This is a genomic window from Candidatus Liberibacter asiaticus (assembly GCF_000590865.3).
Taxonomy (GTDB): Bacteria; Pseudomonadota; Alphaproteobacteria; order Rhizobiales; family Rhizobiaceae; genus Liberibacter; species Liberibacter asiaticus.
This window is the reverse complement of sequence record NZ_CP010804.2, coordinates 1057063-1083018: the sequence shown is the minus strand read 5'-3', so window position 1 is coordinate 1083018 and position 25956 is coordinate 1057063. Positions and strand designations below refer to the sequence as shown.

Genomic DNA, 25956 nt, shown 5'->3' with positions numbered 1-25956 from the left:
TCATTAAATTATAAGGAAACAAATAATGGATAAGCAAATGATGGAAGCAGCAACGTTCGCAGCAGCAAATGGTTATTATTCTTTAGCAGCGAAATATGTAGCTGTCGGTATGGCGTGTTTAGGTATGGGGTTGGTTGCTCTTGCTGTCAGTAATATTTTTACCACTTATCTATCAGGGGCTTTTCGCAATCCATGTGCAGCGTCTGCGCATAAGACAGAAGTTTTAATTTTTGCGGTCATTGCTGAGTCATTGGGATTATTTTTGCTTCTTGTAGTAATGCTTCTTCTTTTCGTCATTTAGATATGAAAGGATAAAAACACATGAGTTATCTTTTTAATGATTGTGTGAATTCACTTATCCCGCAGGATAAATATTACAGCTTTTCTACTGTATGATGGGTGAGAATATGGCGTCTTCCTCTTCTTCTGATTTTTCTAGTAGATTTCCTCCTTTTGATACCAGTACCTTTTTGTCACAATTTTTTTGGCTCGCTATTATTTTTGGCATTTTTTATTGGGTCACCCATCGATTTATTTTGCCTCGCTTATCCTCTATCATGGAGGTGCGTCGTAATCTGATATCATCTGATCAAGAGAAAATGGATTCTGCTAAAAGAGAGGTAGAATCCATGATTTCTTCTTACGAGGAATCATTGGCTATTGCTCGTGCGCATGCAAAGGAAATTATTGATAAGGTGGTGGCAGCTGCTGACCAGAATCTAGAATTTCAAAGAGAAGTATTCGAGAAAGATTTATTGCATAAATTATCGAATGCGCAGAATGAGATAGATGACATGCAAAAAAAAGCATCACAGGAAGTATATTCCATTGTAGGAGAAGTTACTAAAGATTTGGTTCGAAAACTTGGATTTTCTGTATCTGATGCAGATGTACAAAAAATATTAGATCGGAAAAGGGATGGCATAGATGCATTTTGATGAGACTTTTTTAGTTTTTATGTCTCTTATTATTTTTCTGGTGATAGTAGTATATCTGCGGATTCCCTCAATTTTACTATCTTTCTTGGATGCTCACGCCGATAAAATTCGTGATGATATTTTTGAAGCACGACGTTTACGCGAAAAATCAGAAAATATTTTGATGCAGTATAAGGAAAAGCATAGTAAAGTCGAAGAGGAAACTCGTGAGATAATTTTAGCAGCTAAGCATAGGGCAAAGATTCTTGCAGAAGAGGGTTGTCAGAATATAGAGCAGATATCTGCTTTATACCTAAAAGATTTAGAACAAAAAATTCATTACATGAAATTGGAAGCTAAACGATTGCTTTATGCAAAAATAGCAGATTTTTCTGTAGAAATCGTTAGAGAAATTATTTCTCAAAAGATGAATGATGACGTCAATTCTAGTATCTTTGAAAAAACGATCAGTAGTATTCAATCATGCCATCAAATGGACAAGAATACTACTGAAACATTAGGAAGCCAATAATTATCAGTAATGGGGATTTAAAGGCTAAAATCATATTTTTTTGTCTGACTATATAAGACGCAGTATGAATTTTTATTTTTCCAAATATCCTAAAGAGTTGGTCCTTCTATTTCTGGTATGGTTTCTCCTCCTCAGTTTAATTCTAATTCTGATATGTTAGTTCAAGCGGATGTTGATCGTGCTTTTTCTGAAATGTATGGCAACTCTGAACAAGCTGCCGAAAAAAATTCCTCTTCTGAATCTAAATCTAAAGCTGATCTTAATAAAATGAATGCTCCTGATAGTTTGCCTTCGTAGTTTTTTAGATAGTTATAATTGTCGCATAATAAGTATTATGGAACATTTGTTCGCTTGGAGGTTTCTTGTTATGACGTATCTTTCTGTTACTTGGAATGACCTGGTACAGGTTTCTATTCTTGTATTTTGTTTTGTTTCCCATTTTGTTCAGCGTAAAAGTTTTGCTGATGTGCATGAGGCTCTTGAGCGTTACAAGAAAGTTGCGCGAGTTGTGGGTCCTCATATTCCTAACAGTAATGTTTTTTCGAGTTCTGTTAGAAGGACTTATTGGTCTGAGCGTGGTGATATTATTAATGCTTTGGATCAGGATTTACAGGATGTTGAGAGTATTGAAGTTTTCGAATATTTGAAAACTCGTCTTTCTGATTTAGAAGCGCATAGACGGAGTATGAGTTTTTACTTTGCTAAATATCCTAAAAAAGTTGGTCCTTCTGTTATCGATGTTGTTTATCCTCATTCTCATTTAGTTAAGGAGGATAAAGTTGATGAAAAAAATTCCTCTTCTGAATTGAAGGTTGATCTTAATAAATTGAATGCTCCTGGTAGTCCTTAGGTTTTTTGGGAGAGGATTTTTTTATGAATACTGATGTTTCTCGTAATCGTGAGTTTATAGAGTATTGGAGATTAGAGCGTAATTCTATTGTGGAGGCTTTGCGAAAGGCAAAGCCTTCTATGAGTGATTTAGCGATGCTTTCTGTAGAAGAGCGCGATGCTATTTTGGATGATTTAGAGAAAAATGGTTCGTCTGATTATTCTTTTGTTAATGATTTGTGGGAGCGTTTAAAATATTTGAGAGATCTTCCTGTTTATAATTTTTCTCTAGATTATGTTTCCCGTTTTCATTCGTTTGTTTCGGATGAAGTAGCTGTTTGGTATGAGGTAACTAAGGAAAAGAAGAAATGAGTGAAATAATGTGTGAGGCGTATGCGGAAGAGAGATATTCTGTTCTTTTGGATTTGGACTTTGCTTCGGATAGTGATCAGATTACTTCTGATGAACTTTCTGATCTAACTCAGCGTTATGATTATTTGTTATTAAATAAGCATTTGTTAGTTGATAATCTGAAATCTTATTTGGATAAGTTTGGGTCTTTGATTTCAGATTTTCATAGGAATTCAGAGTCAGAACTCGTGCGGTGTTCTGATTCTGAATCTGAGGAAGCTAAGGAGGGTACAGAGTAATACATTAATTTATTTAATGTTATTTATTGAGGTTAATTATTAAGGTTATTTATTAAGGTTTTTTTATTATGGCTATTTCTTATCGATATCGTTACTCTCCTAACTTTACACAGCGTCGTTGGCGTCGTCGTCCTTACACTTCATCAAGAAGAGCCCGACCTTTTAATACTTATTCTAGGATGAATATGTATCGAAGACGACTTCAACCTGCGTATGGGTCTTCTAGGATTGTTAGTCCATATCGTATACGTTTTAATAGACCTTATAAGAGACTTCCTTATAACAGACGTCGTAGACCTTATTTCGCAAGAAGTAGGAGACGTCGTCCTATAATATTGAAGGTTATTTTAATCATTATGTAGAATCATGGGCTGATTCTCTTCTCCGTGCCAGGTGAAAAGCACAATAAATCATTTCATGGCTATCATCATGTCTGTAATTTGATGAAAATATCAAACGACTTTCATTTATATCAACTACCGTTATTTTGATCTTCCTTTTGATTTATTATATTCATGGACAGAGATTAAAAATACCCTCCCCTATTCTTTCCATGAATAATAAGATCTATAAAGAGAAAAAATATATTCTTATTATTGAGAATACCCTTATTCGTCTTTTAACATACCAAGAGCGCGCAAATAAACGTCTAGAATTTGCTCTTCTTCCATCCATTGTTTTTCATCTTTTTTGCGCAACGAGAGAATTTTTTTAATGGCCTTTACATCAAAACCAGTTGCTTTTGCCTCACCATAAATATCTTTAATATTTTCAGTAAGAAGTTTTTTCTCTTCTTCAAGACGTTCAAGACGCTCAATAAAAGTGCGTAATTGATCTTGTGTAACATTTTGAATGTTATCAATCATATTTATCCTCAATACAAGTCGTATTAATAATAACGTTCAAGGTGTTATGATCAAAAATATTCTAAACTTGTCAATATCATTGAGTGATTATCAACAGTATTTCTAGAATCCTTGATGGCTCAATCCTTGTTTATATGTAACTTTGAATATAATGAGTGTAAAGGAAATATAATTTTTTATTTTGAGAACTTTGCATCATCATATTTTTCCTTTGACCCTTATTTTAAGAGAGTATATGAACAATTTAAAACCAAAGCAAAGCCCTATTATTATAAGCCACAAGGATAAAGTACAATAAACTGACTAGATCGTAAATTCTGATATTTAGCAAGTATTATTTTCAATATCACTAAAACAAACAACGCGATTACGTCCTGATTTTTTAGCAACGTATAAAGCTTGATCGGCTCGATAGATAATTGTCGAGATAGGTTCTTTATGACAACGTTCTGCTATTCCAGCTGAGATAGTGATATGAATAGATGGGCCAGAAGAAATATTAATTTGGGAATTTTCTATAATTTTTCTAAGATCATTAGCAAGAATTGCAGCTTCTTGTTCAGAAGATCCTAAAGCAGCAGCTGCAAATTCCTCTCCTCCTAATCGTCCTACAAACATAGGTGTCCCAAAAACGACAACCAGTTGATCAGAAAGAAAAGCTATCACTTTATCTCCTACAGGATGTCCAAAATTGTCATTGATTTGCTTAAAATAATCAATATCAAAAAAAACGATTGATAATTTTTCGTTATAAGATCCAAGACTAGAAATAAAAGCAGAGTGATTAAGCAACCCAGAGAGACAATCAATCCGGCTTAATTGGGATATTCTATTATAAGAAATGAATAATTCTTTGAGAATCGATCCAGATATATATCCCAATAACAATGATATAGTGATAGAAATAATAACGAGAGATAAATTTTCTACCAGAATATATTCTAACCCATAAAACGGTGTTAATCCGATATAAAATAAAAAAATATTCGCAATAAATATCACTGTAGCGATAAAAATGGAAAAGAAAATAGAAAAGTAGATCATAAAGGTATGGGGAGAAAAACTTTCTAAGTTTTTCTCATGACACAACCATATACTAAGAAAATCTTTCAAAGATCGGGTCAACAAATTTTTTCCTTAACAGATATCAACAATTGATTTAGAAATATTACAAAAAGTAAAATTTTATATTGATATTTTACCGTTAAGGTCATAAAAAACTACCAAAATTTCGAAATAATATTAAAGTACTAAAAAGTTATCGCGATATTTTTATTTTATTTAATATATTATAATGTAAATTTATTGTACTATTAAAAAATATACATCAAATATTTTTTATATATACTATATAGGCATGTATGCAGGCAAAATTAATATGCTGGATGTAGTATATGTAATTAAAAATTTCCTTTGCAAAAGTTAATGATGCGGATTCACGGCGGTTCACATTTGTTTTCGTTGTTTAATGGATTATTGCTAATCCGCATACAATCAATTAAAAAGTGAATTGTATTTTATTATTATCTTTATATCTATCCCTTCGGAGAAATTTCATATGAATTTTAATGGGTATGGTGCACTTTTTTTCGTAGTATTTTTAAGTATTGTAGTACCGAATCATTCGTTAGCAGTAGATCTTTATCTGCCTAGGAAAATTGACTTATTTAATGAGGCAGATAACAATGTGGAATATCAGGATGATGAATATGGTATATGGTCTGGTAATTATGTAGGATTGCATATATCTCGTTTATATGAAACGCACCCCTTAGCTGATACTATCAATAGGAAAACGTATAATAGTTTACTACCAAATGGATTGGGAATTGAATTAGGACATAATATACAGCTAGAAGATTTTGTTTTTGGTATCAATTGTCATACTACTGCTGCGAAGGATGATTCTACGTTTTATCGTCTAAAAGAAAAATATTTTATTTATGGGGATGTTGTACTAAAAGCAGGATATTCTGTGGATTCTCTTCTTATCTATGGAATGGGAGGATTTGGAGGAGCATACGTTATAGATTCAAGCCTTGAGAAGGTTGAATCAGACAACAGTAAAAATGCTAAAGGTAGATTTGATGGGCATGGATCAAGTGTAGTATTAGGTATAGGTTTAGATTATATGGTAAATTACGACATCTCTTTATCTGCTAGTTATCGTTATATTCCTCATCACATTCATTCTGTTAATAATTCTAACGCAAAAAGTGATGTTGAAAGAGTGGACAGGAAAGGTAATGCCCACATCGCATCTCTTGGTATAAATATGCACTTCTAATCCTTTTTCACTTCTTCTTTACGCCTTAGCCTTGATGATAAAAGAATCTGGATGCCATTGAAATATCTATGCGAGAAGATCATACGCTTTAAAAGTCAGAAAACAGCTTGACCGAGAATGAATTTCTTGGGATCAACCACAATTGATTCTTTTGATTTTTTTATATCCAATAATATTAGAGATTTGTCGCCATTGATTTACTCTAGAATGTCGACAATTAGTTAAGTCAAGCATTTGAAGAATCGGTGTAATAGCCACATGTTGCTTTACATTGTGATCAGTCCTTAAGTTGGATTGCGAAATCCCTTCTTCCTGCAAACGCAGTGGCAAATGCAGTGTCATCAAGTTTAGAGTGGAATGAAAATGATAAAATAATGATGAATCTTCTAATGGATCTGGATAGCATGCAGGAATATTGTAATTGATTCCCATCGAACTAATAACGGATAGACAATGTAAAATTATCACACTACTCTCATTATTTAGACTGTGTCTTTAGTTAAGCATATTTTATACCATAATATCTGTACAGTATTTACTAATTGATTTTTTGAGGAAAATTCGGTTAAGATCGCACGTCCGTTTTTCATAGAAGGTATTTCTGATAATATTTTCACATATATATTGGGCTTGTATAATTAGCTTTATAAATATTTCTATATGAAAAACTAAACAGATAAATTCCGTAATGGACGAAATGTCAGCCTATGAATACAACTAGGACCCTTTTCTTTTATGACTTGTTGATGTTTTGCTGTTGGATAACCTACATGAGAATCAAATCCATAATCGGGATATTTTTTGTGAGCTATCCTCATAAGACGGTCACGCGTGACTTTAGCGATAATAGATGCTGCTGCGATAGATAAAGAAATAGAATCTCCCTTGATAACGGCAAATGCTTGACATGGTAGATCTTCAGGAATGCTACGCCCATCAATGAGAGCAGATCGAGGAATAACTTGTAAATTTTCTACAGCATGATAAATTGCATCGAGAGTAGCTTTATGAATATTATGTTTGTCAATATACTGATGGCTCGCAGAAGAAATAGAAATGATAGCACTACTCGTGATCTTTTCGTATAACTCTTCTCTTTTTTTATGTGATATTTTTTTTGAATCATTAATACCAAAAGGAATGTTATTCGGATCAAGAATAATAGCTGCTACCACAACAGGACCTGCAAGTGCGCCGCGTCCTACCTCATCTATTCCTGCTACTGGCCACATATTTTTCTCTCGTACCATTGCCTCAAGTTCAAAATGTGGTCTTTCAGGTATGCTATTACAAAACATATCGTATTTCTCTATGGTATAAGACGTATATCAACTTGATGGCATACCAACCTAGATAAAAGATCATTCAGCATTTCTTAGGAGTAGACATCATTCTCTTGTTTTTTTGCAGAGTAAACATTTATTTTTCGTATACAAAATATGACAATCTTTTTTTATTGTAGATATCCAATATATTCCCTGCGAGCGATCTGACTTCTCTGAATTTCTCCTCGTGATATCCATTTTCCTAACAGATATACATGATTTATATATTTAATCGCTTCGTCTTGACTCATTTCAGGGAGGTCTAAGGGAATAGATTCGATGCTATATCGAGATAAAATATCTTCTAGTTCATCTGATTCTGCAACTAATTGATTCTTCATTCTTGCCAGATGTCGATCAATATTTTGATGGATAAGATCAATTTGTTTTTGATGTAGTCCAATATATTCTTCTCTATCCGAAGAAAAAACGATCTTCTTAGAGGCATCGTTTAATAATTGTTCCTGTATATCTGACAATGCTTTTCTCTCTTCTTCTTTATATTGATCAAAAGCACGACGTATACTTTGAATAATTTCTATAATACGATCACCATCTTCTATCATCCTTAACTTACGATCGTCTGTTGCGACCAAAATACAAGACATATAAAGTAGTGCAAGAAATGTCTCAATATCATGCCATGTATATTCTGTAAGAGAATAATATTGGGAGGATATTTTATAGCCTATGTTTTTATAAATATAGGAAATTAAAAAATTTATAAAAATAGGAAAAAACACGTATATAATAGTTATAAAAAAGGCAAAACAGAAAAAAGTTCTCTTTGTGAAATACCCAAAATCGTCACGTAAAAGATGCCATATTCTACGGTGAACATTATAAACTTCTGTTGGAGATAATATTGCAAATAAAAAAGACCATTTTTTACTTGTAGCAACGATAGTATTAGCGATTCTTTCCCACAAGATAATTGCCCCTCTTTTGGATATTTATTGCCTATCATACACTTATATAGTGTAATTTACCTCTTTCTAAAGTGTTAATAACGAAGACGTATCCTTTTGATAATAATCCGTATTCTCTTGTTTCCATATGACATTTATGACAAAGGTATTTGCCAATTAACCGTTGTTTTTCCATGTTCTTGAAGATATCGGTTAGCCTTAGAAAAATGGCGACAACCAAAAAAGCCATGGCTTGCTGATAATGGAGAAGGATGTGCGGCTTTGAGCACAAGATGTCGTTTATGATCTAAAACATCCTGTTTTTTTTGAGCGGAAGCACCCCATAACATAAAAACAATGTTTTGATGATTATTACTGATCAAATCAATGACAGAATCTGTGAATTGTTCCCATCCTCTCCCTCTATGAGAAGCAGCACGTCCCTCTTCAACCGTCAATACAGCGTTTAATAATAATACGCCTTCATGTCCCCAATGTTCCAAAAAACCATGCGTAGGAGGAATAAAATTAACATCTTCTTGCAATTCTTTATAAACATTTACAAGAGATGGAGGAATACGTATTCCAAGAGGAACACTAAAACATAAACCGTGTGCTTGACCATAGTTATGGTAAGGATCTTGTCCTAAGATTACAACTTTTACCTTGTTAAAAGGAGTAATATCAAAAGCGCGGAAATAATGTGATCCCCGAGGAAAAATTCTTTTTCCTTTTCGTTTTTCAGAAAGAAGAAATTCTTTTAAATTGCGCATATGCTCACTTTGGAAATGATTTTCTAGCAAACTTTTCCAACTCTCATGAATTTTCACTCCTTCCATTATATTATCCTTATATGATACTTTTTAGTCTATTAGTGACTATCTTTCTGTTATAAATTGCATGACAATGCTAAAGGAATAAAAAAATCTTATGGCTATGGCCACGCTACCAAGGGTGGCATAGATGCTAAAATACTTTCCACATTGCCTCCTGTTTTAAATCCAAAGTTCGTTCCTTTGTCATATAGAAGATTAAATTCTGCGTAACGTCCACGACGAATCAACTGTTCTTGCCGATCTTGTTCAGAAAATAAATGATGATAATTACGGCGTACTAACGATGGATAGAGTTTGATAAAACAGTCTCCGACAGCAGAGATAAAAGAAAAATCTGCATCTATTCCCCCCATCTCTGGAGAAGAATGAAGATGATCAAAAAATATTCCTCCAATACCCCGAGATTCCTGTCGATGTGGTAGATAAAAATACCGATCGCACCATTCTTTATAGTGTGTGTAATTGGCGACTGCATGTTGAGAACACATTTCTTTGAGAGTATTATGGAAAAATATCACATCTGGATCATAGGAATGACGACGGGATTCTAAGGATGGGGTGAGATCAATTCCTCCACCGAACCAATAAGCACCGGTCACGATCATACGTATATTAAAATGCACAGCAGGAACATGCGGGTTATAAGGATGAACAATAACCGAAAGACCCGTTGCCCAAAAATATGGGTTCTTTGTTGTTCCGAGTATTTGATCTTTGAAATCTGGAGATAAATCTCCATAAACTGTTGATACGAGAACGGCAGCTTTTTCGAATACTTTCCCAGCACATAGCGTTGCCATACGCCCGCCTCCGAGATCTTCTTTTTGACTTTTGTCGCGTAACCAATGTTTTACTGTAAAGATCTTTGGGGAACGGTTTGCTGAATTCTCGTGTGCTTCGTTTTCTAACTTTTCAAATTCAGTACAAATAATACTTTGAAGATTTTCGAATTTTCTTTGGCTTATTCTTTTGCGTTCTTCAATATCATCTGGACAACCTATCTCTATTGTACAAAGATTCATCTCTTAGTCCACTTTTTTTTAAATTATAACTCGCAGGAGAAAGATCATCCTTGATAGCTATGGGTAGTTATAGGATAATGGTACCGTATTTAATCTTTGTAGAATAGAATACTATAACAACTAAATAAAGAAATTTTAGAATATTATTGTATTGAATTTTCAATACAGAAGTTATTGAAATAATTAAAATATTTTTTATGTTGTTTTTTTAAAATATATAATTTTATTGATTGATGGGTGTCTTGAAGTACAATAGGCAATTGTATGTGTAGAACATCATCGTTTCTTGATTTTTGTTTATGAGTTGAGTACGGTATATCCCATCACTAACGGAAAAGCCCTTGTAGCTCAGCTGGTAGAGCGCCTGATTTGTAATTAGGAGGTAACGGGTTCGAACCCCGTCGAGGGCACCATTGATTGGTAGGATGCTTTTTGTCCAAATTAGTTGTCCTATTTTCATTTTATTGATCCGCAGAATACAAGGATAGCTATTCTGAAAAATCATTGATTTGTTTTGTAGTATATAGGTAATGGAAAATAATTGCGTTATTAGATATATTTATCTGTAGTCTTACATTCCTTGATATAGATATATCTCAATCGCAACTTACCATAAAATGTCTTTTTAACCATTTAATAACTAAATACTATTCGAACCTCGACTAGAATAGGAAAATCGTGATAATATATAAAATCAACTTTTCGTTGATTTTATATATTAAGGATTGAAAATGAATCGCGTATTTGCGTATATATTGTTCTGTTTCCTAGGATTGATGGGGTATTCTGTTAGTGCAAGCAACAATGATACCTCTAAAATACCAGATGCTAAGTTTGGCAGTTTTTTACAAATCAGATCCAAAGAATCCGTCATTAATAAAGAGTTCGTAACCAAGGTGGAAGAGCTATACGAAAAAGCCCAAAAAGCACATAAAAAACGGGATAAGGTATATGGTGCTTACGATAAAGTATCAAGCCATAAAAAATCGCCTAAAGAATTGAGTAAAGCTTTTTACATAGACTTCAGAACAGAACTAAAATATTTTAAAGCACTAACTAAATATTACAAATCAGTTGTAGCAGAACTCAGAGAATTTGGTTTAGGCAAATCCGCAATAGAAATTGAGGAAATCACTAAAGCCGTCGACACACTCACAAGAGCGTATAACGAATACAAAAAAGAAATAAGAGAGTTAATAGAAGAGTTTATTGAATTGGGATTCGACCAGTGCGATGAGTGTGATTTGTGTAGTGAAAAAGCAGATGTAATACAAAAAAAAAGGATAGCATTTGAAATGGTAGAACGTGAATTCGCGGAAAAATTAGAAGGTAAATTCGTAAGAAAATAAAATAGTTAAAGATTAAAAGCACAGCTCAAAAAATACAAAAAGTGGTGCTTTTATAAAATGAAATAAAATAGTTTTTAAACTACCATACTCTAAAGTCTATAAAAAGGATATTATTAAAAATATTGCAAATTTGTTGGAGAGCAAGGCTTTAAGAGTTGCACAACACTCTATAAATAATGGGGATATCCACCTTTAAAAAATCATCAATAGACATCAGTTGTTGAACTCAACAAACCGAAAAAATTCAATAGATCCTAAATACAGTAGATATCCCTGCGACATAGTCGCCAACCACTAGAGCAGATTTGGTCATATTGTCCCTGCTCTACTGTCATACTCGCTTCTCCGCCATTTTAATCGGAAGTCCACTAGAAAGACATCCTCTACGATAGCTCCTCAATCGACATCATGAAATCCATCACTACATGAGTTTAGGTTTTCATTTTATTCTTTAGGTAGATGATACGTTGATAAGCACTCTCAATCCTACTTGGTTTAATCTCACCTGATTTTACATGAGCATAAATAAGTTCAATGACATCAGCAGGATCTTGCTGATCGGCACCTGCATTATAGACAGCAATGATCCGCGATAGATTCCATTTGCATGCAATCAGTGCTAACAACGCCTTGAAAGCCCATCTCATCCCGCAATTTCTTTAGATAAAGTGGCTGATTTGCTACTAGAATCTAAATTACGATTAACAACATGTGCAACCATAACAATCGGGCATGCATCCTTTTTACCAAGGAGATCTTGATATGGCTCTAATTCTTTTTTCTGCCAAGTATCGGTGACATCTACGAAATCAAAGTGAGTATCACCTACGGCACTACCATGCCCAGGAAAGTGTTTATAAGCACAAGTTATTTTGGATTTTTTATATAGGTACGAGAGAACAATTGAGCACTCTCTTCCGCTTTTGCGGGAATTCTTGAAAAAATACTCCTTTTTTGTGCAATAAATGTTTCTGGCCCGTATAAAAGATCAAGGACTGGAGAAAAATTCACATTGATGCCTGAGGTTACCAAGTTTTTAGCCAATTATTCGCTTCTTGCTCTGCTTGCTTAGCTGGTAATTGCGAAAACTGTTGTGCAGATTAAACGAGATACTTCTCCCCCTTCATAATCAATCGCAATCATTAAAGGATATGAAGATTCTACTGAATTTACTTTTTGTTTATCAGCTTCTTTAGCCATATTTTGTAATGCTGTTATCTCTCTAATTGAATAGGATTTTTGATATTTCTTTGATAGGATTTTTTCTTAAAATCATAATCAAATCGCACCACTCCTCCAATTTGCCTATTTTGAATAGCAAGTGCAATTGGGCTACTCGAATCCATCAAAACCTATAATCAGCATTTGCCCTATTTTTTCTTTCATTATGACTCCTTTGGTCGTTTTGATGGTAACGTACAATCAAAAAGCGCAAATGATAGCAGTACATAGAACATATTACTAGTAAAGTAATTAGAAAGCGACATAATATACCCCCCAAGTTATATATATATAACTATATCTCATATGCATGATTGTTGTTACTAAAAGTATATTAATCGCATCATCTACAATCGTTTTTTAATTATCAAAAAAAATAGCACATTTACTGATACAATATTTTATTAAATTTATCTTTAAAATTGTAAATTTTTTTTAATGATACTATTTGCTGTTGCAGATATTCTCCTTGCTTTTGGCAATCATTGTTGAGGGGAATTTTTATTGAATCTTTGGAGATCTATTACAAAGACCATAAAGGTGACCGCATAAGTAGAGGAAGTGCTATTATCATTCATTATCACTAGAAGCTGCATTATCTACAATTTTTGATACTAAATCATGATTAATTACAACTTTTCAAACGATCGTTTTTAACCAATTAAAAATTGAAATATTGACTGAAATCAATTTATTATGGAAGATATACACTCTGAGAATGATTTTTCTATCAGTAACTAGAAAATGAAAGGATTATTGTCATGAATATTCAGAGATTGTTAATTGCTTCTTTATTATCGACAACGGTTGTGATGGATGGGTGTTCAGATTCGTCCCACTTTGATTTACCATCGTCAATTGCTGTGACAGGTGGGGATTCAAATGCGTCTAACCTTGAAAAACTACAAGATATAAGAGCAGAAATAGACAAAAGAACGGAAAACATTAAAAAAATAGAAAAAGAAATAGAAAAAAGTAAATTGGATAGAGACAGAAAAATAAAAGAAGTAAAGCAAGAATTCGACCGAATAATAAACCCCCAAATGGATGCCTGTAACAAGATACAGACAGACGCTGATAATGCATTGCGACAATCAGCTATGCTCAAAGAAGAAAACCCAAAAGAATCTCAAAGGCTATATGAGGAATCTTGCATGAAACACAAAGAAGCTTCTGATAAAAACTATGAGATTTCCGAAATTATGCGTGAATTGTGCTATAAAAAAATTCATAAATAATCTTAACATATGGTATTTACTTCTGCTTCTTTTCAATGGCATGAGCATACCAAACAAACGATGACCTCATGGGTGATTGATTCATGATCTTGTTAGCATAAAAGACGATAACACCACAATGAATCTTCATTCATGAAGTCCTTCTTCTTTTTTCAGTGAAATCATAGCAGATAATTAATAGTCTAAGGAAAAATTGCAAGGGAACGTAAACCTTACTCTCACATTGAGATTCTGGGATAACGCACAAGCAGAAAGCGCAAATGCTATAGTACATAGTAGTACATAATCGTTTTTTCAAACTATTGTTTTTAACCCATTACAATTAAAATATTGATTTAAATCAAATAATTATGGAAGAGATAAACTCTGAGAGTGCGTTCCTGTTAATAACGTAAAATGAAAGAATTGATTTCATGAATATCCAGAGATTGTTAATTGCTTCTTTGTTATCGACAACGGTTGTGATGGGGGGGTGCTCAGATGTGCTCCACTCTGATGTACCATCATCAACTAAAGAAGAAGCACTAAAGAAAGTAAAAGAAGCACTACAAAAAACAGAGGAAAAAAATAAACAATTAGAACAGGAGAAATCTAATAAAGAAAAAAAAGAAATAGAAAAACGGGAATATACACGAATAGCAATGTCACAATTGAACGAGATTGTAAAAAAAATAGAGACAGATAGTTTAGAACCAAGCAGCTATTCATAAAAGACAACCCAGAATAATCTAAAAGCAGATAGAACAAATGGTGTAACGTTTAAGAAAGTAACCAAAACTATTTGGTGGGTGACTAGACGAACATTGAACCAAATAAATTGGGAAATAATCTTAACAATGTGGTATTTACCTCTACTTCTTTTCAATGGCATGAGCATACCAAACAAACGATGACCTCATGGGTGATTGATTCATGATCTTGTTAGCATAAAAGACGATAACACCACAATGAATCTTCATTCATGAAGTCCTTCTTCTTTTTTCAGTGAAATCATAGCAGATAATTAATAGTCTAAGGAAAAATTGCAAGGGAACGTAAACCTTGCTCTCATATTGAGATTCTTTCGCTTGGAATAACGCACAAGCAGAAAGCGCAAATGTTAGTAGTACATAAACAATCTTATACAATCGTTTTTCATTATCGATAAAAATAGCACATTTACTTATACAATATTTTATTAAATTTATCTTTAAAATTGTAATTTTTTTTAATGATACTATTTGCTATTGCAGATATTATCCTTAAAGGTGACCATATCATAAGTGGAAGAAGTACTACTATCACTCGTTATCACTAAAAGCTGCATTATTTACAATTTTTGATACTAAATCATGCTTTAATTACAATTTTTTTTAACCAATTAAAAATTGAAGTATTGATTTAAATCAAATAATTATGGAGAAGATACACTCTGAGAGTGCGTTGCTTGTTAGTAACGTAAAATGATGGAATTGGTTTCATGAGGATCCAGAGATTGTTAATTGCTTCTTTGTTATCATCAACGGCTATGATGGGTGGGTGTTCAGATGCCCTCTATTCTGATTTATCATGATCAACTGCTACGATAATTTCAGTTCAGAACGGATCGCCGGAATAGAAAATCGTATAACGTTTAAGAAAGCGGCCAAAATTATTTGGAAAATAATCTTAATAATGTGGTATTGACCTCTGCTTCTTCTCAAAGTTGATAAGGTTATTTTTTGACGCGTTCAACATATGAATTGTCTTCTGTAAGAATAACGATATCATCTCCTATATTAATATGGGGAGGCACTGTGGTCCGAATATCATTGGAGAGGATTGCTGGCTTATAAGATGCTGTAACCGTTTGTCCTTTAGAAGAAGGCTCTGTGTCAATGACGGTGAATACTACATGACGTGGCACTTCAACAGATAACGCTACTCCTTCATGGATTAAAAGTTTTACTTCCATTCCCTCTTGGAAATACACTTTTTGATCACCGATAACCTCTTCAGAAACAGTAACTTGATCATAAGTTTCGGGATTCATGAAATGAAACCCTTCCTGATCTTGGTATAGAAACTGAAAACGCTGATCTTCAACAAAAGCACGTTCTACTTGTTCTGTTGTACGCCAACGATTCGAAACCTTCACTCCATCAGAAATACGACGCATTTCGACTTGTGTTATAGGAGTGCCTTTTCCGGGATGAAAATTTTTTGCAACAAGGACAATGTAAAGTTTTCCATCTACATCAAGAACATTACCTTTACGCACAGCAGAAGCGATAACTTTCACCATATTGAATTTATTCCTTATTTAAACTATAGTAAAAAAGACTATTTGACTATATCATCGTGCTTATGAAGTAGATTGTCTACTTTTTTATCCTAAAAACCAACTATCTGACATTTTTGTTTTAAATATTGATAATTGGTTTCTAAAAATAAGAAAAATGCTCATGCATCAAATTCCTTCCCAACCTTGGTGGAATCGTGATTTTCATTATCGTCGTCGTCCTTTTCTTCTCAAGCGCAATATGATCCAAAGCTCTTTAAGAGAATATTTTGTCGAAAATCAGTTTATCGAAATTGATTCAATGTCTCTTCAATATTCTCCTGGAAATGAAACGCACATTCGAGCCTTTTCTACAGAATTGATCATCCAAGACCATATACGAAAGCCTTTATATCTGCAAACTTCTCCGGAATTTTCTTGTAAAAAGCTTCTTGCGGCAGGAGAAGAAAAAATTTTTTGTTTTGCACATGCATGGAGAAATGGAGAACAAGGCTGTTTGCATCAACCAGAATTTACTATGCTAGAATGGTATCGTGCGCATGAATCATATGAACAATTAATGAAAGATTGTATGAACATTATACGATGTGCCGCAGAAGTAGCTAATCAAAAAATTTTTTCTTTTCAAAATGTTAATTGTAATCCTTTTAGTGAACCGGAATATATTACCGTCGCTGAAGCTTTTGCACGATATGCAAATATTGATCTTGGCACTACACTTGATAATCCTGATCAACCTGATCGCCATCTTTTATATCTACAAGCACAACAGGCGGGAATACGTGTCGCTCACGATGATACATGGAGTGATATTTTCTCTCGCATTCTTATAGAGAAAATAGAACCTAATCTTGGGATTAATTGTTGCACTATTCTTGATCGTTATCCTGCTCCAGAATCTGCACTTGCTAATATTTATCCTGCTGATCCTCGTTTTACAAAACGTTTTGAGCTATATGCTTGTAATATTGAGTTATGCAATGCTTGTGATGAACTCCTTGATCCAATCGAACAACGTCATCGCTTTGAAAAAGAAATGCAGGAAAAAAAGAAGATATATAATGAAACCTATCCAATAGATGAAGATTTTCTTGCTTGTTTAACAGAGATGCCACAATCTTCTGGTATAGCCATGGGTTTTGATCGGCTTGTCATGCTGGTTACAGGTGCAAATAATATCAATGAAGTGATTTGGACACCGTTTTCTCAATCTAATCAAGAAGAAATATGATGCAATTACGTCATAAAACACTAACGTCTGCACAAGATTTATATAATGCAAATCTCATCAAGAAAGAACAAATCGATGAGATAAAAGAAATTTCAAATCATTATTCTATTGCGTTGACACCTGTTATTGCCAATCTGATTAATCCTCATAATCCCAATGATCCCATTGCCCGCCAATTTATTCCTCAGAAAGAAGAGTTGAATATTTTACCAGAAGAACGAGAAGATCCTATTGGAGATAATAATCATAGCCCTTTAAAAGGCATTGTACATCGTTATCCTGATAGAATACTGCTAAAATTATTGCATGTATGTCCTGTATACTGTCGATTTTGTTTTCGTAGAGAGATGGTTGGCTCACAAAAAGGCACGGTTTTATCTTCTAAAGATACGGAAGCTGCTCTTGCTTATATTCAAGAAAAATCTCAAATTTGGGAAGTGATCTTTACAGGAGGGGATCCTTTAATTTTATCCCACAAGCGTTTGCAAAAAGTTTTGAAAACATTGAGGTATATTAAGCATGTTCAAATATTACGTTTTCATAGTCGTGTACCTATTGTTGATCCTCAACGTATTAATCCTGAACTCATTCAATGTTTAAAAGAAGCGGGTAAACCTGTATATATTGCGATACATGCTAATCATCCTTATGAATTTTCTGAAGAAGCTATTGCTGCTATTTCTAGACTGGCAAATGCTGGCATTATTCTTTTAAGCCAATCAGTATTACTTAAAGGTATTAATGACGATCCCGAAATTCTTGCCAATCTCATGCGAACTTTTGTAGAATTGCGAATCAAGCCATATTATTTACATCACCCAGACCTTGCTGCTGGAACAAGCCATTTTCGTCTTACCATTGAAGAAGGACAAAAAATTGTTGCGAGTTTAAAAGAAAAAATTTCGGGACTATGCCAACCATTTTATATTCTTGATCTTCCTGGGGGATATGGAAAGGTGAAAATTGATACTCATAACATCAAAAAAGTAGGTAATGGATCCTATTGTATTACCGATCACCATAATATAGTACACGACTATCCGCCAAAATCATCATGAGTTTAATAAATAGATACATTTAGCAATAAATAAAGACAAAAGATTGTACCCATACTCCTCCAAAGAATAAGCATGATAAGCTAAAACATTCTGTTCTGTTCCGCAAAAATCCCAGAATACGCTCTAACAGAGCTCCACATGAAAAATAAGAAATTTCAAAACGATTAGTATGAATTATTATGCTCAGTTAATTCATATTTTGATTAAAAAAATAATAACACCCATGATGATGATGATCACTGCTTATTGTATACTATTTTGAATAGCGTACTTTTCTCGATAATCTTAAAACTTTTAAAGATCAGCCCGCTTTATTTCTACTGATTGTCCACAACCACAAGCGGAAACCTGATTGGGATTATGAAAGACAAAACCTGAGTATAATTTTTCTGTTTTAAAATCGATTTCTGTTCCGAGCATGTAAAGGAGAGAAGCAGAATCAATCCAAACCTTTACACCATCTTTTTCTATCAAATCATCTCCATCTACAGGATTGTCAGTCACTAAATCAACCATATACTCCAAACCAGCGCACCCACCTTTTTTAAGAGAAATACGAATACCCTGCGCTTTTCCCTGTGAATTGAAAACAATTTCCTTGATTCGATATACTGCCGCTTCTGTCATGGTCACTATGTCTGACATTGTCTCAACTACTCCTTAAAACAAGCAAGATATGCAAATATTCGTCAATAAATTTCCGTAGAATATGATAGATATTCAATAATAACCTGTCGCAATTTGCGCTTCTTCTGACATGAGATCCGGAGTCCAAGGGGGATCAAAAGTTATCGAAACTTCTACACCCGATATTCCCTCTACTGCACCAACAGCATTTTCAATCCACTTAGGCATATCCCCTGCGACAGGACATCCAGGAGCAGTGAGAGTCATCAAAATTTTCACCATGTAATCATTTTCAACATCAATCTTATAAATGAGTCCGAGTTCAAATATATCGCAAGGTATTTCAGGATCATATACTGTTTTCAAAGCAGCGATGATATCATTTGAAATTCTCTCTAGGTCTTCCGGTGGAATAGTAGATTCTGGAGATAATGCTATTTTATCAGCAATGTTATTTTCAGTATCAGGATTTTTTTGTTTCATACTTAGCATTTTTCTAGTACACTCGCGCCAAAAATTATTGAAAGAACTGAATTGATTTTTTTAAAGTTTCAATGAACTTATCAGCTTCTTCATAAGTATTATACATTGCAAGTGAGGCACGACAAAGAGAATCTATTCCCAAAAATTTTAGCAAAGGATTAGCACAATGTGTCCCCGCACGAATAGCGATGCCTTCGCCATCTAAAAACAATGCAAGATCATAGGGATGAATATTGCCTAATCGAAATGATATAATAGGAGAATCTTCTAATGATTCATTCACTAATTGCATACCCCTCACTTCTTTTAAACGGGATCTGACATATCGTGCTAGTTCTCTTTCATATGAAAAAATAGATTTTCGATCTATTTTTTCTACGTAATCCAATGCGACTCCTAATGCAATTGCTTGAGAGATTGGAGGAGTTCCTGGCTCAAATCGATACGGTAGATCAGCATAAGTTACCATGTCTTGCGTAACATCAGCAATCATTTCACTGCCACCCATAAAAGGATCCATTTCATTAAGACGAGATTCCTTACTATATAATCCTCCTATACCAGAAGGGCCGTAAAGTTTATGTCCTGTTATGATGTACCAATCACAATCAATGTCTTGAACATCAACAAAATTATGGACGGATCCCTGACTTCCATCAACCAAAACAGGAATATTACGCTCATGTGCAATACGACAAATTTCTTTTATGGGAATCACGGTTCCTAATACATTTGACATGTGAGTAATGGCAATGAGTTTAGTGCGTTCTGTTAAACGATTTTTAAATTCATCAATATGGAAAAACCCTTGATTATCAATAGGAACCCATACAAGAGATGCACCACGACGTTGACGCAAAAAATACCAAGGAATGATATTAGAATGATGCTCCATTACGGATAAAACTATTTCATCTCCAGTAGAAATATGTCGAGCACCCCATCCATACGAAACAAGATTTATTGATTCAGTAGCAGAACGTGTAAAAATAATTTCCTTTACAGAAGAAGCATTGATAAAACGACGAACTTTATCCCGTGCTTTCTCATATTTATCTGTCACCGCATTCGCCATATAATGCAATCCACGATGTATATTTGCATACTCATGACTATAAGTACACATGATAGAATCGATAACATCCCGAGGTTTTTGAGCAGAAGCAGCATTATCAAAGTATATCAACGGCTTTTTTCTGATATCACGACCTAATATAGGAAAATCTTTTCTAATAGAATTGATATCAAAAGTCATACCATAACCATATTAGCAGAATTATTTTTTAGCCAAGAAGATAAAATCTCTTCTATAGAAAACTGCAACACTTGATCATTAAGATCTTCTACAATTTCAGACATAAAAGCATGCGAGAGCATGCTACATGCTTGATTTTTAGAAATACCACGCGCCATCAAATAATATAAGTGCTCAGGATTAATATCAGAAATCGTTGCACCATGACCACATTGCACATCATCTGCAAAAATCTCCAATTCTGGCTTTACATAAAAACTTCCTTCATTAGAAAACAAAAGAGTATTGGCAGTCATACGAGCATTACTACCCTGAGCTTCCGATGATACATGCACTGCTCCTTGAAACACACCGGTGGATTTTTCTAAAACAATATTACGAATTACAGAAGTAGAGCAAGTATTGGGTACTTTATGACGTAAAAACATTGATAAATCACTATGTGCTTTACCACTGAGTAGATTAATCCCCCGCAACATAAATTGCGATTCTTCTCCTTTAACATCTATCGATAATTCTCTTCTAGAAAGACCTTGCCCTATATTCAGCACAAAAACTTTCAACGAAGATTTTTTTTCCAGAATGACACGTAGCTGTCCTAGATGCGTATCTTCTATACCTTGATCTAATACAATAACCCAGGTAATATCGGCACCTTCACCTACCTTTATATCTGCAATAGACGATACGAACGAATTATCATTCGTTAGAGTTGTGTACCGTTCAACAACAGTGGTTCGAGAATTCATCCCGAAGCTAATAGGATAACGCAGATGCATCTGTCCACCACACTGTATAGCCTGCAATTCCAAAGGAACATTTAATTGACACTCATCAGGAATAACAACCTTATACCCATCATTACTCAAAATCCCATTGATATATCCAATGGTATCATGTTCACTTAACGGCTCTAAACAATAAGAATTTTCATCCGTATTCTCTATGTGAGAAAAAGGTAAAACCTCGATATTCTTTTCTTTTAAAATACTTGAGGATGGTTGCTGAGAAATCGATAATTGAATACTATCTGCCACGAGAGGCTTATATTTTTTTTGCAATGTTGCAATACTATTCTTGTTAGTAGGGAGTACTTTCAAAATATTTTTTAAATCTGTATAGTGCCAATTTTCAATTTTTCGTGTCGGTAAGAGGCCTTGAGTACGAAAATCACACAACAAGCGCCTCCGAAAAGCAACAACTGATTGGTTTCGATAATATTTTTGACAAGCCTCATCACAAGATTGGAGCAACATAGTCTCTACCGCTGTTAAATTACCCATATTTTACCTTTTGATATTTATAATCAAACCTATTCTTTTATTAATTCAGCATAACCATTTTCTTCAAGATCAAGGGCAATACTATAATCTCCTGTTTTAATAATTTTTCCATTATGTAGGACATGAATAGTATCTGGCTTGATATAATTTAAAAGACGCTGATAATGTGTAATAATCAAAAAAGAACGATCCTGCGAACGTAGAGCGTTGACTCCCTGAGCAGCAATTTTCAAAGCATCAATATCAAGTCCTGAATCGGTTTCATCGAGAATACACAAACTCGGCTCTAAAAGACGCATCTGCAAAATTTCAGCTATCTTTTTCTCACCTCCAGAAAAGCCTAAATTCAGCGGGCGTTTTAACATATCCATGTTTATCCCTAATTCGGCTGTAATCTTTCGCACTTTACGGGTAAAATCTGGAATTAAAAGCTCTTTTTCATTGCGAGCTTTACGCTGTTCATTCAAAGCAATTTTTAGAAATTGCATCATGATAATACCAGGTATTTCTACAGGGTATTGGAAAGCAAGGAAAATTCCTTTAGATGCCCTTTCTACAATACTCCAATCCAAGATACTCTCGCCTTTATAAAGAATATCTCCAGCTGTTATTTCATAGTCTTTATGTCCCGACAAAAGATATGATAGCGTCGATTTACCAGATCCATTAGGACCCATTATAGCTACCACTTCGCTGGGTTCTACTTTTAAATTCAGTCCTCGGATAATTTCTGTATCCGTGTCCACAATTTTTGCACGAAGGTTCTTTATTTCAAGCATATTTTCTTCCGCTTTACTCAATTACTACTATATAAAATACCAAAGATTACATACAATCCTTGTCTTATCCAACGGATCCTTCTAGAGAAATATCAATTAATTTCTGTGCTTCTACAGCAAATTCCATAGGTAACTTTTGCAATACTTCTCTTACAAATCCATTGACAATTAATGCTATTGCTGCTTCTTCAGGAATACCGCGTTGGAGACAATAAAATAAGTGCTCATCAGATATCTTTGAAGTTGTCGCTTCATGTTCTAAATTACAAGAAGAATTTTTCGATTCAATATAAGGGATTGTATGAGCACCACAATTATTGCCGATTAAGAGACTATCACACTGTGTAAAATTACGCGAATGCGCGGCACCACGATGCACTGATACTTTTCCGCGATATGTATTATTAGAAAATCCAGCTGAAATTCCTTTAGAAACAATCCGACTTGTTGTGTTTTTAGCAAGATGCAACATCTTAGTTCCACTATCTATTTGTTGAAAACCATTAGAAATCGCAATTGAATAAAATTCTCCACAAGATTGTTCACCACGTAAAAGACACGAAGGATATTTCCACGTAATAGCCGAACCAGTTTCCAGTTGAGTCCAAGATATTTTAGATCTCATACCACGACAATCTCCGCGTTTAGTCACAAAATTATAGATCCCACCCTTACCCTGCGAATCTCCGGGATACCAATTTTGCACGGTAGAATATTTTATTTCAGCGTTATCAAGCGCAACTAATTCAACAACAGCGGCATGCAACTGGTTTTCATCACGCTGTGGTGCTGTACACCCCTCTAGATAAGAGACATAAGAACCTTCATCGGCAATAATCAAAGTTCGTTCAAACTGACCTGTCCCTTTTTCATTAATGCGAAAGTATGTGGAGAGCTCCATAGGACACCTCACTCCTTTCGGAATATAGACAAAAGAACCATCGGTAAAAACCGCTGAATTTAAAGCAGCATAAAAATTATCGCCTACTGGAACAACTGTACTTAAATACTTTTTCACGAGATCAGGATGTTCGCAAATTGCCTCTGAAATCGGCATAAAAATCACACCTGATTTTTTCAACTCTTCCTTAAAAGTGGTCACAACCGATACAGAGTCAAAAACAGCATCAACAGCCACTTTAGAAGTTTGGACGCCAGCTAAAATCTCTTGTTCACGTATTGGAATACCTAATTTTTCATATGTTCTAAGTAATTCTGGATCAACGTCATCAAGGGATTGAGGACCCACAATACTTTTAGGAGCTGCATAATAATACAAGTCATCAAAATCAATGGCAGGATAACGAATGCGAGCCCAAGAAGGATCTTTCATTGTCAACCAACGGCGATATGCCAATAATCTCCATTCCAACATCCAGTCTGGCTCATTTTTCTTCGCAGAGATAAAGCGAATAATATCCTCGTTCAAACCTTTAGGAGCTTTATCAACTTGGATATTAGTCTCAAAACCATATTTATATTGATCAACATCAATCTTGCGTACTTTATCTACTGTTTCTCGTACCGCTACCACTACAACACCTATACTTCGTTTGAAAATTGACTCGAAGGAAAAAGCCATCGCACCGAATCAGCAAACACACTGATTCCTGTAATACCAGAGTTATATACTCAATTATTGACTGCATCAATAAGTTAAAAAATTAAAAGCTTATTTTATTCTTAAATTTATCACTTGCCCAATAACAAACCTTGCTTGATAGACTATATATATTCGGGTATGGCTTATTTTTTTAATCAAACAAAAGGAAAAATTATCATCAATGATCAACTACAACTTTTGATGGAAAATATAATTAAGATACGATATGTAACGCAAGAAGCGCGATCCCTTCTTGGGATAACGCTTATAAAAATCAACCGTTTAGCAACATTGTAGCTCCTTCTGCACGTCTATTTTCAATACCTCGTAAAGACTGTCCACCCGCCTTAGTCCATTTTTTACATTCCTCAGCGGCTTTTTCCCAATCTTGAGCATCAACACGTTGTTTAAAAGTGCTTTTATTATAATTTCCGATACCAAGATTAAACACGAAATCAGCTACTGCGACCAAGCGATTTTCACTAGCTGACTTTAAAGTCGGAGATGCATCTAAAAGCAAATCCAAGTGACTACGCAGATCACTTAGCAACAAGTCCTCTGCTTCTTTTGCTGTAATCGTCATATCCTCTCTAACATGAGCCACTATGTCCATAACCAATTGTCCAAGTGCCCCCAGGATCACGATAAGCTGTCAGTTTAAGTCCTTCGTATCTCTTAGTTATTTCAATTAAAGCATTAAGAATTTTACTACTACCGTTCATATCTACAATCCTCTTCTCAATTAGAATAATAATAAAATCAACTTTCTAACAATAACTTAACCTCTGCATCACGCCTTTTTACAAGGCCCGGCAAAACCTTTCCACCCGCCTTAGTCCATTTTTTACATTCCTCAGCGGCTTTTTCCCAATCTTGAGCATCAACACGTTGTTTAAAAGTGCTTTTATTATAATTTCCGATACCAAGATTAAACACGAAATCAGCTACTGCGACCAAGCGATTTTCACTAGTTGACTTTAAAGCCGGAGATGACTCTAAAAGTAAATTAAGAGACTTACTCGCATCTTTCAGCAAAAAATCTTCTGCTTCTTTTTCTGTAATCGTCATACCCTCTGTAACATCTGAGCCAGTATGCCCATAGCCAATTGTCCAAGCACCACCTCCGATATCACGATAAGCTGTTAGTCTAAGGCCCTCGAACTCCTTGAGCATTTTAATAAGAGCGTTAGGAACTGGTATTTTATTATGTTTATCATCACCGTTCATGCCTATCATCCTTTTCACAAATGATATTATTCTGTTTATAATACACACAATTCTTCCCCTCATTAGTTGAGAAATACAACTGTGTAACGTATCATATGATAATAAAAAAATCTATAGTTGTATACGATGAATACACTAAATTAGTTAGAAACAAGTATATTATGAAAAATA

General features: G+C 34.3%; 35 protein-coding genes and 1 tRNA gene. 15 read left to right on the top strand and 21 right to left on the bottom strand.

All coding sequences use genetic code 11. The features are described 5' to 3' along the window. Nucleotides 1-25 precede the first annotated feature (25 nt). The 8 genes from CD16_RS04910 to CD16_RS04875 all read left to right on the top strand — a co-directional run bounded on the left by CD16_RS04910 (nucleotide 26) and on the right by CD16_RS04875 (nucleotide 3289). A complete protein-coding gene (locus CD16_RS04910; RefSeq protein WP_015452918.1) occupies nucleotides 26-301 on the top strand; it encodes an ATP synthase subunit c family protein in 276 nt (91 codons plus the stop codon). A 106-nt stretch (nucleotides 302-407) separates the two neighbouring features. Beyond that, nucleotides 408-938 carry a F0F1 ATP synthase subunit B family protein gene (locus CD16_RS04905; RefSeq protein WP_031935068.1) on the top strand — a complete coding sequence of 177 codons (531 nt, stop codon included), beginning with the start codon at nucleotides 408-410 and terminating at the stop codon, nucleotides 936-938. Continuing rightward, nucleotides 928-1449, top strand: coding sequence for a F0F1 ATP synthase subunit B family protein (locus CD16_RS04900; RefSeq protein ID WP_015452916.1), 522 nt, complete (start codon nucleotides 928-930; stop codon nucleotides 1447-1449). Before CD16_RS04905 ends, CD16_RS04900 begins: the two co-directional genes overlap by 11 nt. Before the next feature lie 117 nt (nucleotides 1450-1566). Continuing rightward, on the top strand, nucleotides 1567-1746 hold the full coding sequence (locus tag CD16_RS04895) for a hypothetical protein (RefSeq protein ID WP_015452915.1): 180 nt from the start codon (nucleotides 1567-1569) through the stop codon (nucleotides 1744-1746). A gap of 70 nt (nucleotides 1747-1816) precedes the next feature. Then, entirely contained in the window at nucleotides 1817-2299 is a 483-nt protein-coding gene (locus tag CD16_RS04890) for a hypothetical protein (RefSeq protein WP_015452914.1), read from the top strand. Between the two features lie 23 nt (nucleotides 2300-2322). Continuing rightward, entirely contained in the window at nucleotides 2323-2649 is a 327-nt protein-coding gene (locus CD16_RS04885) for a hypothetical protein (protein ID WP_015452913.1), read from the top strand. Next, nucleotides 2646-2927, top strand: a complete 282-nt coding sequence (locus tag CD16_RS04880; RefSeq protein ID WP_015452912.1) for a hypothetical protein — start codon at nucleotides 2646-2648, stop codon at nucleotides 2925-2927. Before CD16_RS04885 ends, CD16_RS04880 begins: the two co-directional genes overlap by 4 nt. Nucleotides 2928-2995: 68 nt before the next feature. After that, nucleotides 2996-3289 (top strand): hypothetical protein, encoded by a 294-nt coding sequence (locus tag CD16_RS04875; RefSeq protein ID WP_155714014.1) that lies wholly within the window; start codon nucleotides 2996-2998, stop codon nucleotides 3287-3289. A 246-nt stretch (nucleotides 3290-3535) separates the two neighbouring features. Here CD16_RS04875 and CD16_RS04870 read toward each other — a convergent pair whose 3' ends face one another. Continuing rightward, nucleotides 3536-3793, bottom strand: coding sequence for a DUF2312 domain-containing protein (locus CD16_RS04870; RefSeq protein WP_015452911.1), 258 nt, complete (start codon nucleotides 3791-3793; stop codon nucleotides 3536-3538). 324 nt (nucleotides 3794-4117) lie between these two features. After that, nucleotides 4118-4918: a GGDEF domain-containing protein gene (locus CD16_RS04865; RefSeq protein ID WP_015452910.1), complete on the bottom strand. Its 801-nt coding sequence runs from the start codon at nucleotides 4916-4918 to the stop codon at nucleotides 4118-4120. A 433-nt stretch (nucleotides 4919-5351) separates the two neighbouring features. Here CD16_RS04865 and CD16_RS04860 point away from each other — a divergent pair, with 433 nt between their 5' ends. Continuing rightward, nucleotides 5352-6080, top strand: coding sequence for an outer membrane protein (locus CD16_RS04860; RefSeq protein WP_015452909.1), 729 nt, complete (start codon nucleotides 5352-5354; stop codon nucleotides 6078-6080). A 132-nt stretch (nucleotides 6081-6212) separates the two neighbouring features. Here CD16_RS04860 and CD16_RS04855 read toward each other — a convergent pair whose 3' ends face one another. From CD16_RS04855 to hemF, 5 genes are all read right to left on the bottom strand, one after another. Further along, complete coding sequence (locus tag CD16_RS04855) at nucleotides 6213-6548, bottom strand: hypothetical protein (protein ID WP_015452908.1); 336 nt, start codon at nucleotides 6546-6548, stop codon at nucleotides 6213-6215. A gap of 200 nt (nucleotides 6549-6748) precedes the next feature. Further along, entirely contained in the window at nucleotides 6749-7378 is a 630-nt protein-coding gene (locus CD16_RS04850; RefSeq protein ID WP_015452907.1) for a ribonuclease HII, read from the bottom strand. 155 nt (nucleotides 7379-7533) lie between these two features. After that, nucleotides 7534-8334 carry a hypothetical protein gene (locus CD16_RS04845; protein ID WP_015452906.1) on the bottom strand — a complete coding sequence of 267 codons (801 nt, stop codon included), beginning with the start codon at nucleotides 8332-8334 and terminating at the stop codon, nucleotides 7534-7536. Between the two features lie 134 nt (nucleotides 8335-8468). Further along, on the bottom strand, nucleotides 8469-9152 hold the full coding sequence (gene ung, locus CD16_RS04840) for a uracil-DNA glycosylase (protein ID WP_015452905.1): 684 nt from the start codon (nucleotides 9150-9152) through the stop codon (nucleotides 8469-8471). Between the two features lie 95 nt (nucleotides 9153-9247). After that, nucleotides 9248-10171 (bottom strand): oxygen-dependent coproporphyrinogen oxidase, encoded by a 924-nt coding sequence (hemF, locus tag CD16_RS04835; RefSeq protein WP_015452904.1) that lies wholly within the window; start codon nucleotides 10169-10171, stop codon nucleotides 9248-9250. A gap of 337 nt (nucleotides 10172-10508) precedes the next feature. Here hemF and CD16_RS04830 point away from each other — a divergent pair. Further along, nucleotides 10509-10584: transfer RNA gene (locus CD16_RS04830), tRNA-Thr, on the top strand. Nucleotides 10585-10947: 363 nt separating this feature from the next. Further along, nucleotides 10948-11520, top strand: a complete 573-nt coding sequence (locus tag CD16_RS04825) for a hypothetical protein (RefSeq protein WP_015452903.1) — start codon at nucleotides 10948-10950, stop codon at nucleotides 11518-11520. 431 nt (nucleotides 11521-11951) lie between these two features. Here CD16_RS04825 and CD16_RS05830 read toward each other — a convergent pair whose 3' ends face one another. From CD16_RS05830 to CD16_RS05900, 4 genes are all read right to left on the bottom strand, one after another. After that, nucleotides 11952-12167, bottom strand: coding sequence for a hypothetical protein (locus CD16_RS05830; RefSeq protein ID WP_015452902.1), 216 nt, complete (start codon nucleotides 12165-12167; stop codon nucleotides 11952-11954). Continuing rightward, the gene (locus CD16_RS05965) at nucleotides 12164-12391 is read right to left on the bottom strand and encodes a glycoside hydrolase family 3 N-terminal domain-containing protein (protein WP_350341711.1); all 228 of its coding nucleotides are present in this window, start codon (nucleotides 12389-12391) and stop codon (nucleotides 12164-12166) included. Before CD16_RS05965 ends, CD16_RS05830 begins: the two co-directional genes overlap by 4 nt. A 197-nt stretch (nucleotides 12392-12588) precedes the next feature. Beyond that, on the bottom strand, nucleotides 12589-12720 hold the full coding sequence (locus tag CD16_RS05905) for a hypothetical protein (protein ID WP_015452900.1): 132 nt from the start codon (nucleotides 12718-12720) through the stop codon (nucleotides 12589-12591). 14 nt (nucleotides 12721-12734) lie between these two features. Beyond that, complete coding sequence (locus tag CD16_RS05900; RefSeq protein WP_015452899.1) at nucleotides 12735-12866, bottom strand: hypothetical protein; 132 nt, start codon at nucleotides 12864-12866, stop codon at nucleotides 12735-12737. Nucleotides 12867-13502: 636 nt separating this feature from the next. Between CD16_RS05900 and CD16_RS04810 the strand changes: the two genes are divergently transcribed. Together CD16_RS04810 and CD16_RS04805 are read left to right on the top strand one after the other, a co-directional pair. Beyond that, nucleotides 13503-13979, top strand: a complete 477-nt coding sequence (locus tag CD16_RS04810) for a hypothetical protein (RefSeq protein WP_055688161.1) — start codon at nucleotides 13503-13505, stop codon at nucleotides 13977-13979. Between the two features lie 413 nt (nucleotides 13980-14392). After that, nucleotides 14393-14689, top strand: a complete 297-nt coding sequence (locus tag CD16_RS04805; protein ID WP_054105251.1) for a hypothetical protein — start codon at nucleotides 14393-14395, stop codon at nucleotides 14687-14689. 983 nt (nucleotides 14690-15672) lie between these two features. Here CD16_RS04805 and efp read toward each other — a convergent pair. Continuing rightward, nucleotides 15673-16242 carry an elongation factor P gene (gene efp, locus CD16_RS04800; protein ID WP_015824970.1) on the bottom strand — a complete coding sequence of 190 codons (570 nt, stop codon included), beginning with the start codon at nucleotides 16240-16242 and terminating at the stop codon, nucleotides 15673-15675. Between the two features lie 160 nt (nucleotides 16243-16402). Between efp and epmA the strand changes: the two genes are divergently transcribed. Together epmA and CD16_RS04790 are read left to right on the top strand one after the other, a co-directional pair. Next, a complete protein-coding gene (epmA, locus tag CD16_RS04795; RefSeq protein ID WP_015452897.1) occupies nucleotides 16403-17470 on the top strand; it encodes an EF-P lysine aminoacylase EpmA in 1068 nt (355 codons plus the stop codon). Next, nucleotides 17470-18528, top strand: coding sequence for a lysine-2,3-aminomutase-like protein (locus tag CD16_RS04790; RefSeq protein WP_015452896.1), 1059 nt, complete (start codon nucleotides 17470-17472; stop codon nucleotides 18526-18528). The genes epmA and CD16_RS04790 overlap by 1 nt, the downstream gene beginning before the upstream one ends. A gap of 294 nt (nucleotides 18529-18822) precedes the next feature. Here CD16_RS04790 and sufA read toward each other — a convergent pair whose 3' ends face one another. From sufA to CD16_RS04750, 9 genes are all read right to left on the bottom strand, one after another. After that, nucleotides 18823-19173 carry a Fe-S cluster assembly scaffold SufA gene (sufA, locus tag CD16_RS04785; RefSeq protein ID WP_015452895.1) on the bottom strand — a complete coding sequence of 117 codons (351 nt, stop codon included), beginning with the start codon at nucleotides 19171-19173 and terminating at the stop codon, nucleotides 18823-18825. Between the two features lie 75 nt (nucleotides 19174-19248). Then, nucleotides 19249-19638: a DUF59 domain-containing protein gene (locus CD16_RS04780; RefSeq protein WP_015452894.1), complete on the bottom strand. Its 390-nt coding sequence runs from the start codon at nucleotides 19636-19638 to the stop codon at nucleotides 19249-19251. A gap of 34 nt (nucleotides 19639-19672) precedes the next feature. After that, nucleotides 19673-20893: an aminotransferase class V-fold PLP-dependent enzyme gene (locus CD16_RS04775; RefSeq protein WP_015452893.1), complete on the bottom strand. Its 1221-nt coding sequence runs from the start codon at nucleotides 20891-20893 to the stop codon at nucleotides 19673-19675. Then, the gene (gene sufD / locus CD16_RS04770; protein ID WP_015452892.1) at nucleotides 20890-22176 is read right to left on the bottom strand and encodes a Fe-S cluster assembly protein SufD; all 1287 of its coding nucleotides are present in this window, start codon (nucleotides 22174-22176) and stop codon (nucleotides 20890-20892) included. Before sufD ends, CD16_RS04775 begins: the two co-directional genes overlap by 4 nt. Nucleotides 22177-22205: 29 nt before the next feature. Further along, nucleotides 22206-22955, bottom strand: coding sequence for a Fe-S cluster assembly ATPase SufC (gene sufC / locus CD16_RS04765; RefSeq protein ID WP_015452891.1), 750 nt, complete (start codon nucleotides 22953-22955; stop codon nucleotides 22206-22208). Nucleotides 22956-23019: 64 nt separating this feature from the next. Further along, nucleotides 23020-24489: a Fe-S cluster assembly protein SufB gene (gene sufB / locus CD16_RS04760; protein ID WP_015452890.1), complete on the bottom strand. Its 1470-nt coding sequence runs from the start codon at nucleotides 24487-24489 to the stop codon at nucleotides 23020-23022. 343 nt (nucleotides 24490-24832) lie between these two features. Next, a complete protein-coding gene (locus CD16_RS04755; RefSeq protein ID WP_015824968.1) occupies nucleotides 24833-25141 on the bottom strand; it encodes a lysozyme in 309 nt (102 codons plus the stop codon). A gap of 7 nt (nucleotides 25142-25148) precedes the next feature. Then, entirely contained in the window at nucleotides 25149-25280 is a 132-nt protein-coding gene (locus tag CD16_RS05895) for a glycoside hydrolase family protein (RefSeq protein WP_015824967.1), read from the bottom strand. 37 nt (nucleotides 25281-25317) lie between these two features. Beyond that, nucleotides 25318-25785: a lysozyme gene (locus CD16_RS04750; RefSeq protein ID WP_246711307.1), complete on the bottom strand. Its 468-nt coding sequence runs from the start codon at nucleotides 25783-25785 to the stop codon at nucleotides 25318-25320. Between the last annotated feature and the right edge of the window lie 171 nt (nucleotides 25786-25956).

Bases quoted from the DNA above. Each gene is read 5' to 3' on its own strand.
- CD16_RS04910 (WP_015452918.1), top strand. From the start codon at position 26: ATGGATAAGCAAATGATGGAAGCAGCAACGTTCGCAGCAGCAAATGGT.
- CD16_RS04905 (WP_031935068.1), top strand. From the start codon at position 408: ATGGCGTCTTCCTCTTCTTCTGATTTTTCTAGTAGATTTCCTCCTTTT.
- CD16_RS04900 (WP_015452916.1), top strand. From the start codon at position 928: ATGCATTTTGATGAGACTTTTTTAGTTTTTATGTCTCTTATTATTTTT.
- CD16_RS04895 (WP_015452915.1), top strand. From the start codon at position 1,567: ATGGTTTCTCCTCCTCAGTTTAATTCTAATTCTGATATGTTAGTTCAA.
- CD16_RS04890 (WP_015452914.1), top strand. From the start codon at position 1,817: ATGACGTATCTTTCTGTTACTTGGAATGACCTGGTACAGGTTTCTATT.
- CD16_RS04885 (WP_015452913.1), top strand. From the start codon at position 2,323: ATGAATACTGATGTTTCTCGTAATCGTGAGTTTATAGAGTATTGGAGA.
- CD16_RS04880 (WP_015452912.1), top strand. From the start codon at position 2,646: ATGAGTGAAATAATGTGTGAGGCGTATGCGGAAGAGAGATATTCTGTT.
- CD16_RS04875 (WP_155714014.1), top strand. From the start codon at position 2,996: ATGGCTATTTCTTATCGATATCGTTACTCTCCTAACTTTACACAGCGT.
- CD16_RS04870 (WP_015452911.1), bottom strand. From the start codon at position 3,793: ATGATTGATAACATTCAAAATGTTACACAAGATCAATTACGCACTTTT.
- CD16_RS04860 (WP_015452909.1), top strand. From the start codon at position 5,352: ATGAATTTTAATGGGTATGGTGCACTTTTTTTCGTAGTATTTTTAAGT.
- CD16_RS04850 (WP_015452907.1), bottom strand. From the start codon at position 7,378: ATGTTTTGTAATAGCATACCTGAAAGACCACATTTTGAACTTGAGGCA.
- ung (WP_015452905.1), bottom strand. From the start codon at position 9,152: ATGGAAGGAGTGAAAATTCATGAGAGTTGGAAAAGTTTGCTAGAAAAT.
- hemF (WP_015452904.1), bottom strand. From the start codon at position 10,171: ATGAATCTTTGTACAATAGAGATAGGTTGTCCAGATGATATTGAAGAA.
- CD16_RS04825 (WP_015452903.1), top strand. From the start codon at position 10,948: ATGGGGTATTCTGTTAGTGCAAGCAACAATGATACCTCTAAAATACCA.
- CD16_RS05830 (WP_015452902.1), bottom strand. From the start codon at position 12,167: ATGAGATGGGCTTTCAAGGCGTTGTTAGCACTGATTGCATGCAAATGG.
- CD16_RS05905 (WP_015452900.1), bottom strand. From the start codon at position 12,720: ATGGCTAAAGAAGCTGATAAACAAAAAGTAAATTCAGTAGAATCTTCA.
- CD16_RS05900 (WP_015452899.1), bottom strand. From the start codon at position 12,866: ATGGATTCGAGTAGCCCAATTGCACTTGCTATTCAAAATAGGCAAATT.
- CD16_RS04810 (WP_055688161.1), top strand. From the start codon at position 13,503: ATGAATATTCAGAGATTGTTAATTGCTTCTTTATTATCGACAACGGTT.
- CD16_RS04805 (WP_054105251.1), top strand. From the start codon at position 14,393: ATGAATATCCAGAGATTGTTAATTGCTTCTTTGTTATCGACAACGGTT.
- efp (WP_015824970.1), bottom strand. From the start codon at position 16,242: ATGGTGAAAGTTATCGCTTCTGCTGTGCGTAAAGGTAATGTTCTTGAT.
- epmA (WP_015452897.1), top strand. From the start codon at position 16,403: ATGCATCAAATTCCTTCCCAACCTTGGTGGAATCGTGATTTTCATTAT.
- CD16_RS04790 (WP_015452896.1), top strand. From the start codon at position 17,470: ATGCAATTACGTCATAAAACACTAACGTCTGCACAAGATTTATATAAT.
- sufA (WP_015452895.1), bottom strand. From the start codon at position 19,173: ATGTCAGACATAGTGACCATGACAGAAGCGGCAGTATATCGAATCAAG.
- CD16_RS04780 (WP_015452894.1), bottom strand. From the start codon at position 19,638: ATGAAACAAAAAAATCCTGATACTGAAAATAACATTGCTGATAAAATA.
- CD16_RS04775 (WP_015452893.1), bottom strand. From the start codon at position 20,893: ATGACTTTTGATATCAATTCTATTAGAAAAGATTTTCCTATATTAGGT.
- sufD (WP_015452892.1), bottom strand. From the start codon at position 22,176: ATGGGTAATTTAACAGCGGTAGAGACTATGTTGCTCCAATCTTGTGAT.
- sufC (WP_015452891.1), bottom strand. From the start codon at position 22,955: ATGCTTGAAATAAAGAACCTTCGTGCAAAAATTGTGGACACGGATACA.
- CD16_RS04755 (WP_015824968.1), bottom strand. From the start codon at position 25,141: ATGACGATTACAGCAAAAGAAGCAGAGGACTTGTTGCTAAGTGATCTG.
- CD16_RS05895 (WP_015824967.1), bottom strand. From the start codon at position 25,280: ATGAACGGTAGTAGTAAAATTCTTAATGCTTTAATTGAAATAACTAAG.
- CD16_RS04750 (WP_246711307.1), bottom strand. From the start codon at position 25,785: ATGAACGGTGATGATAAACATAATAAAATACCAGTTCCTAACGCTCTT.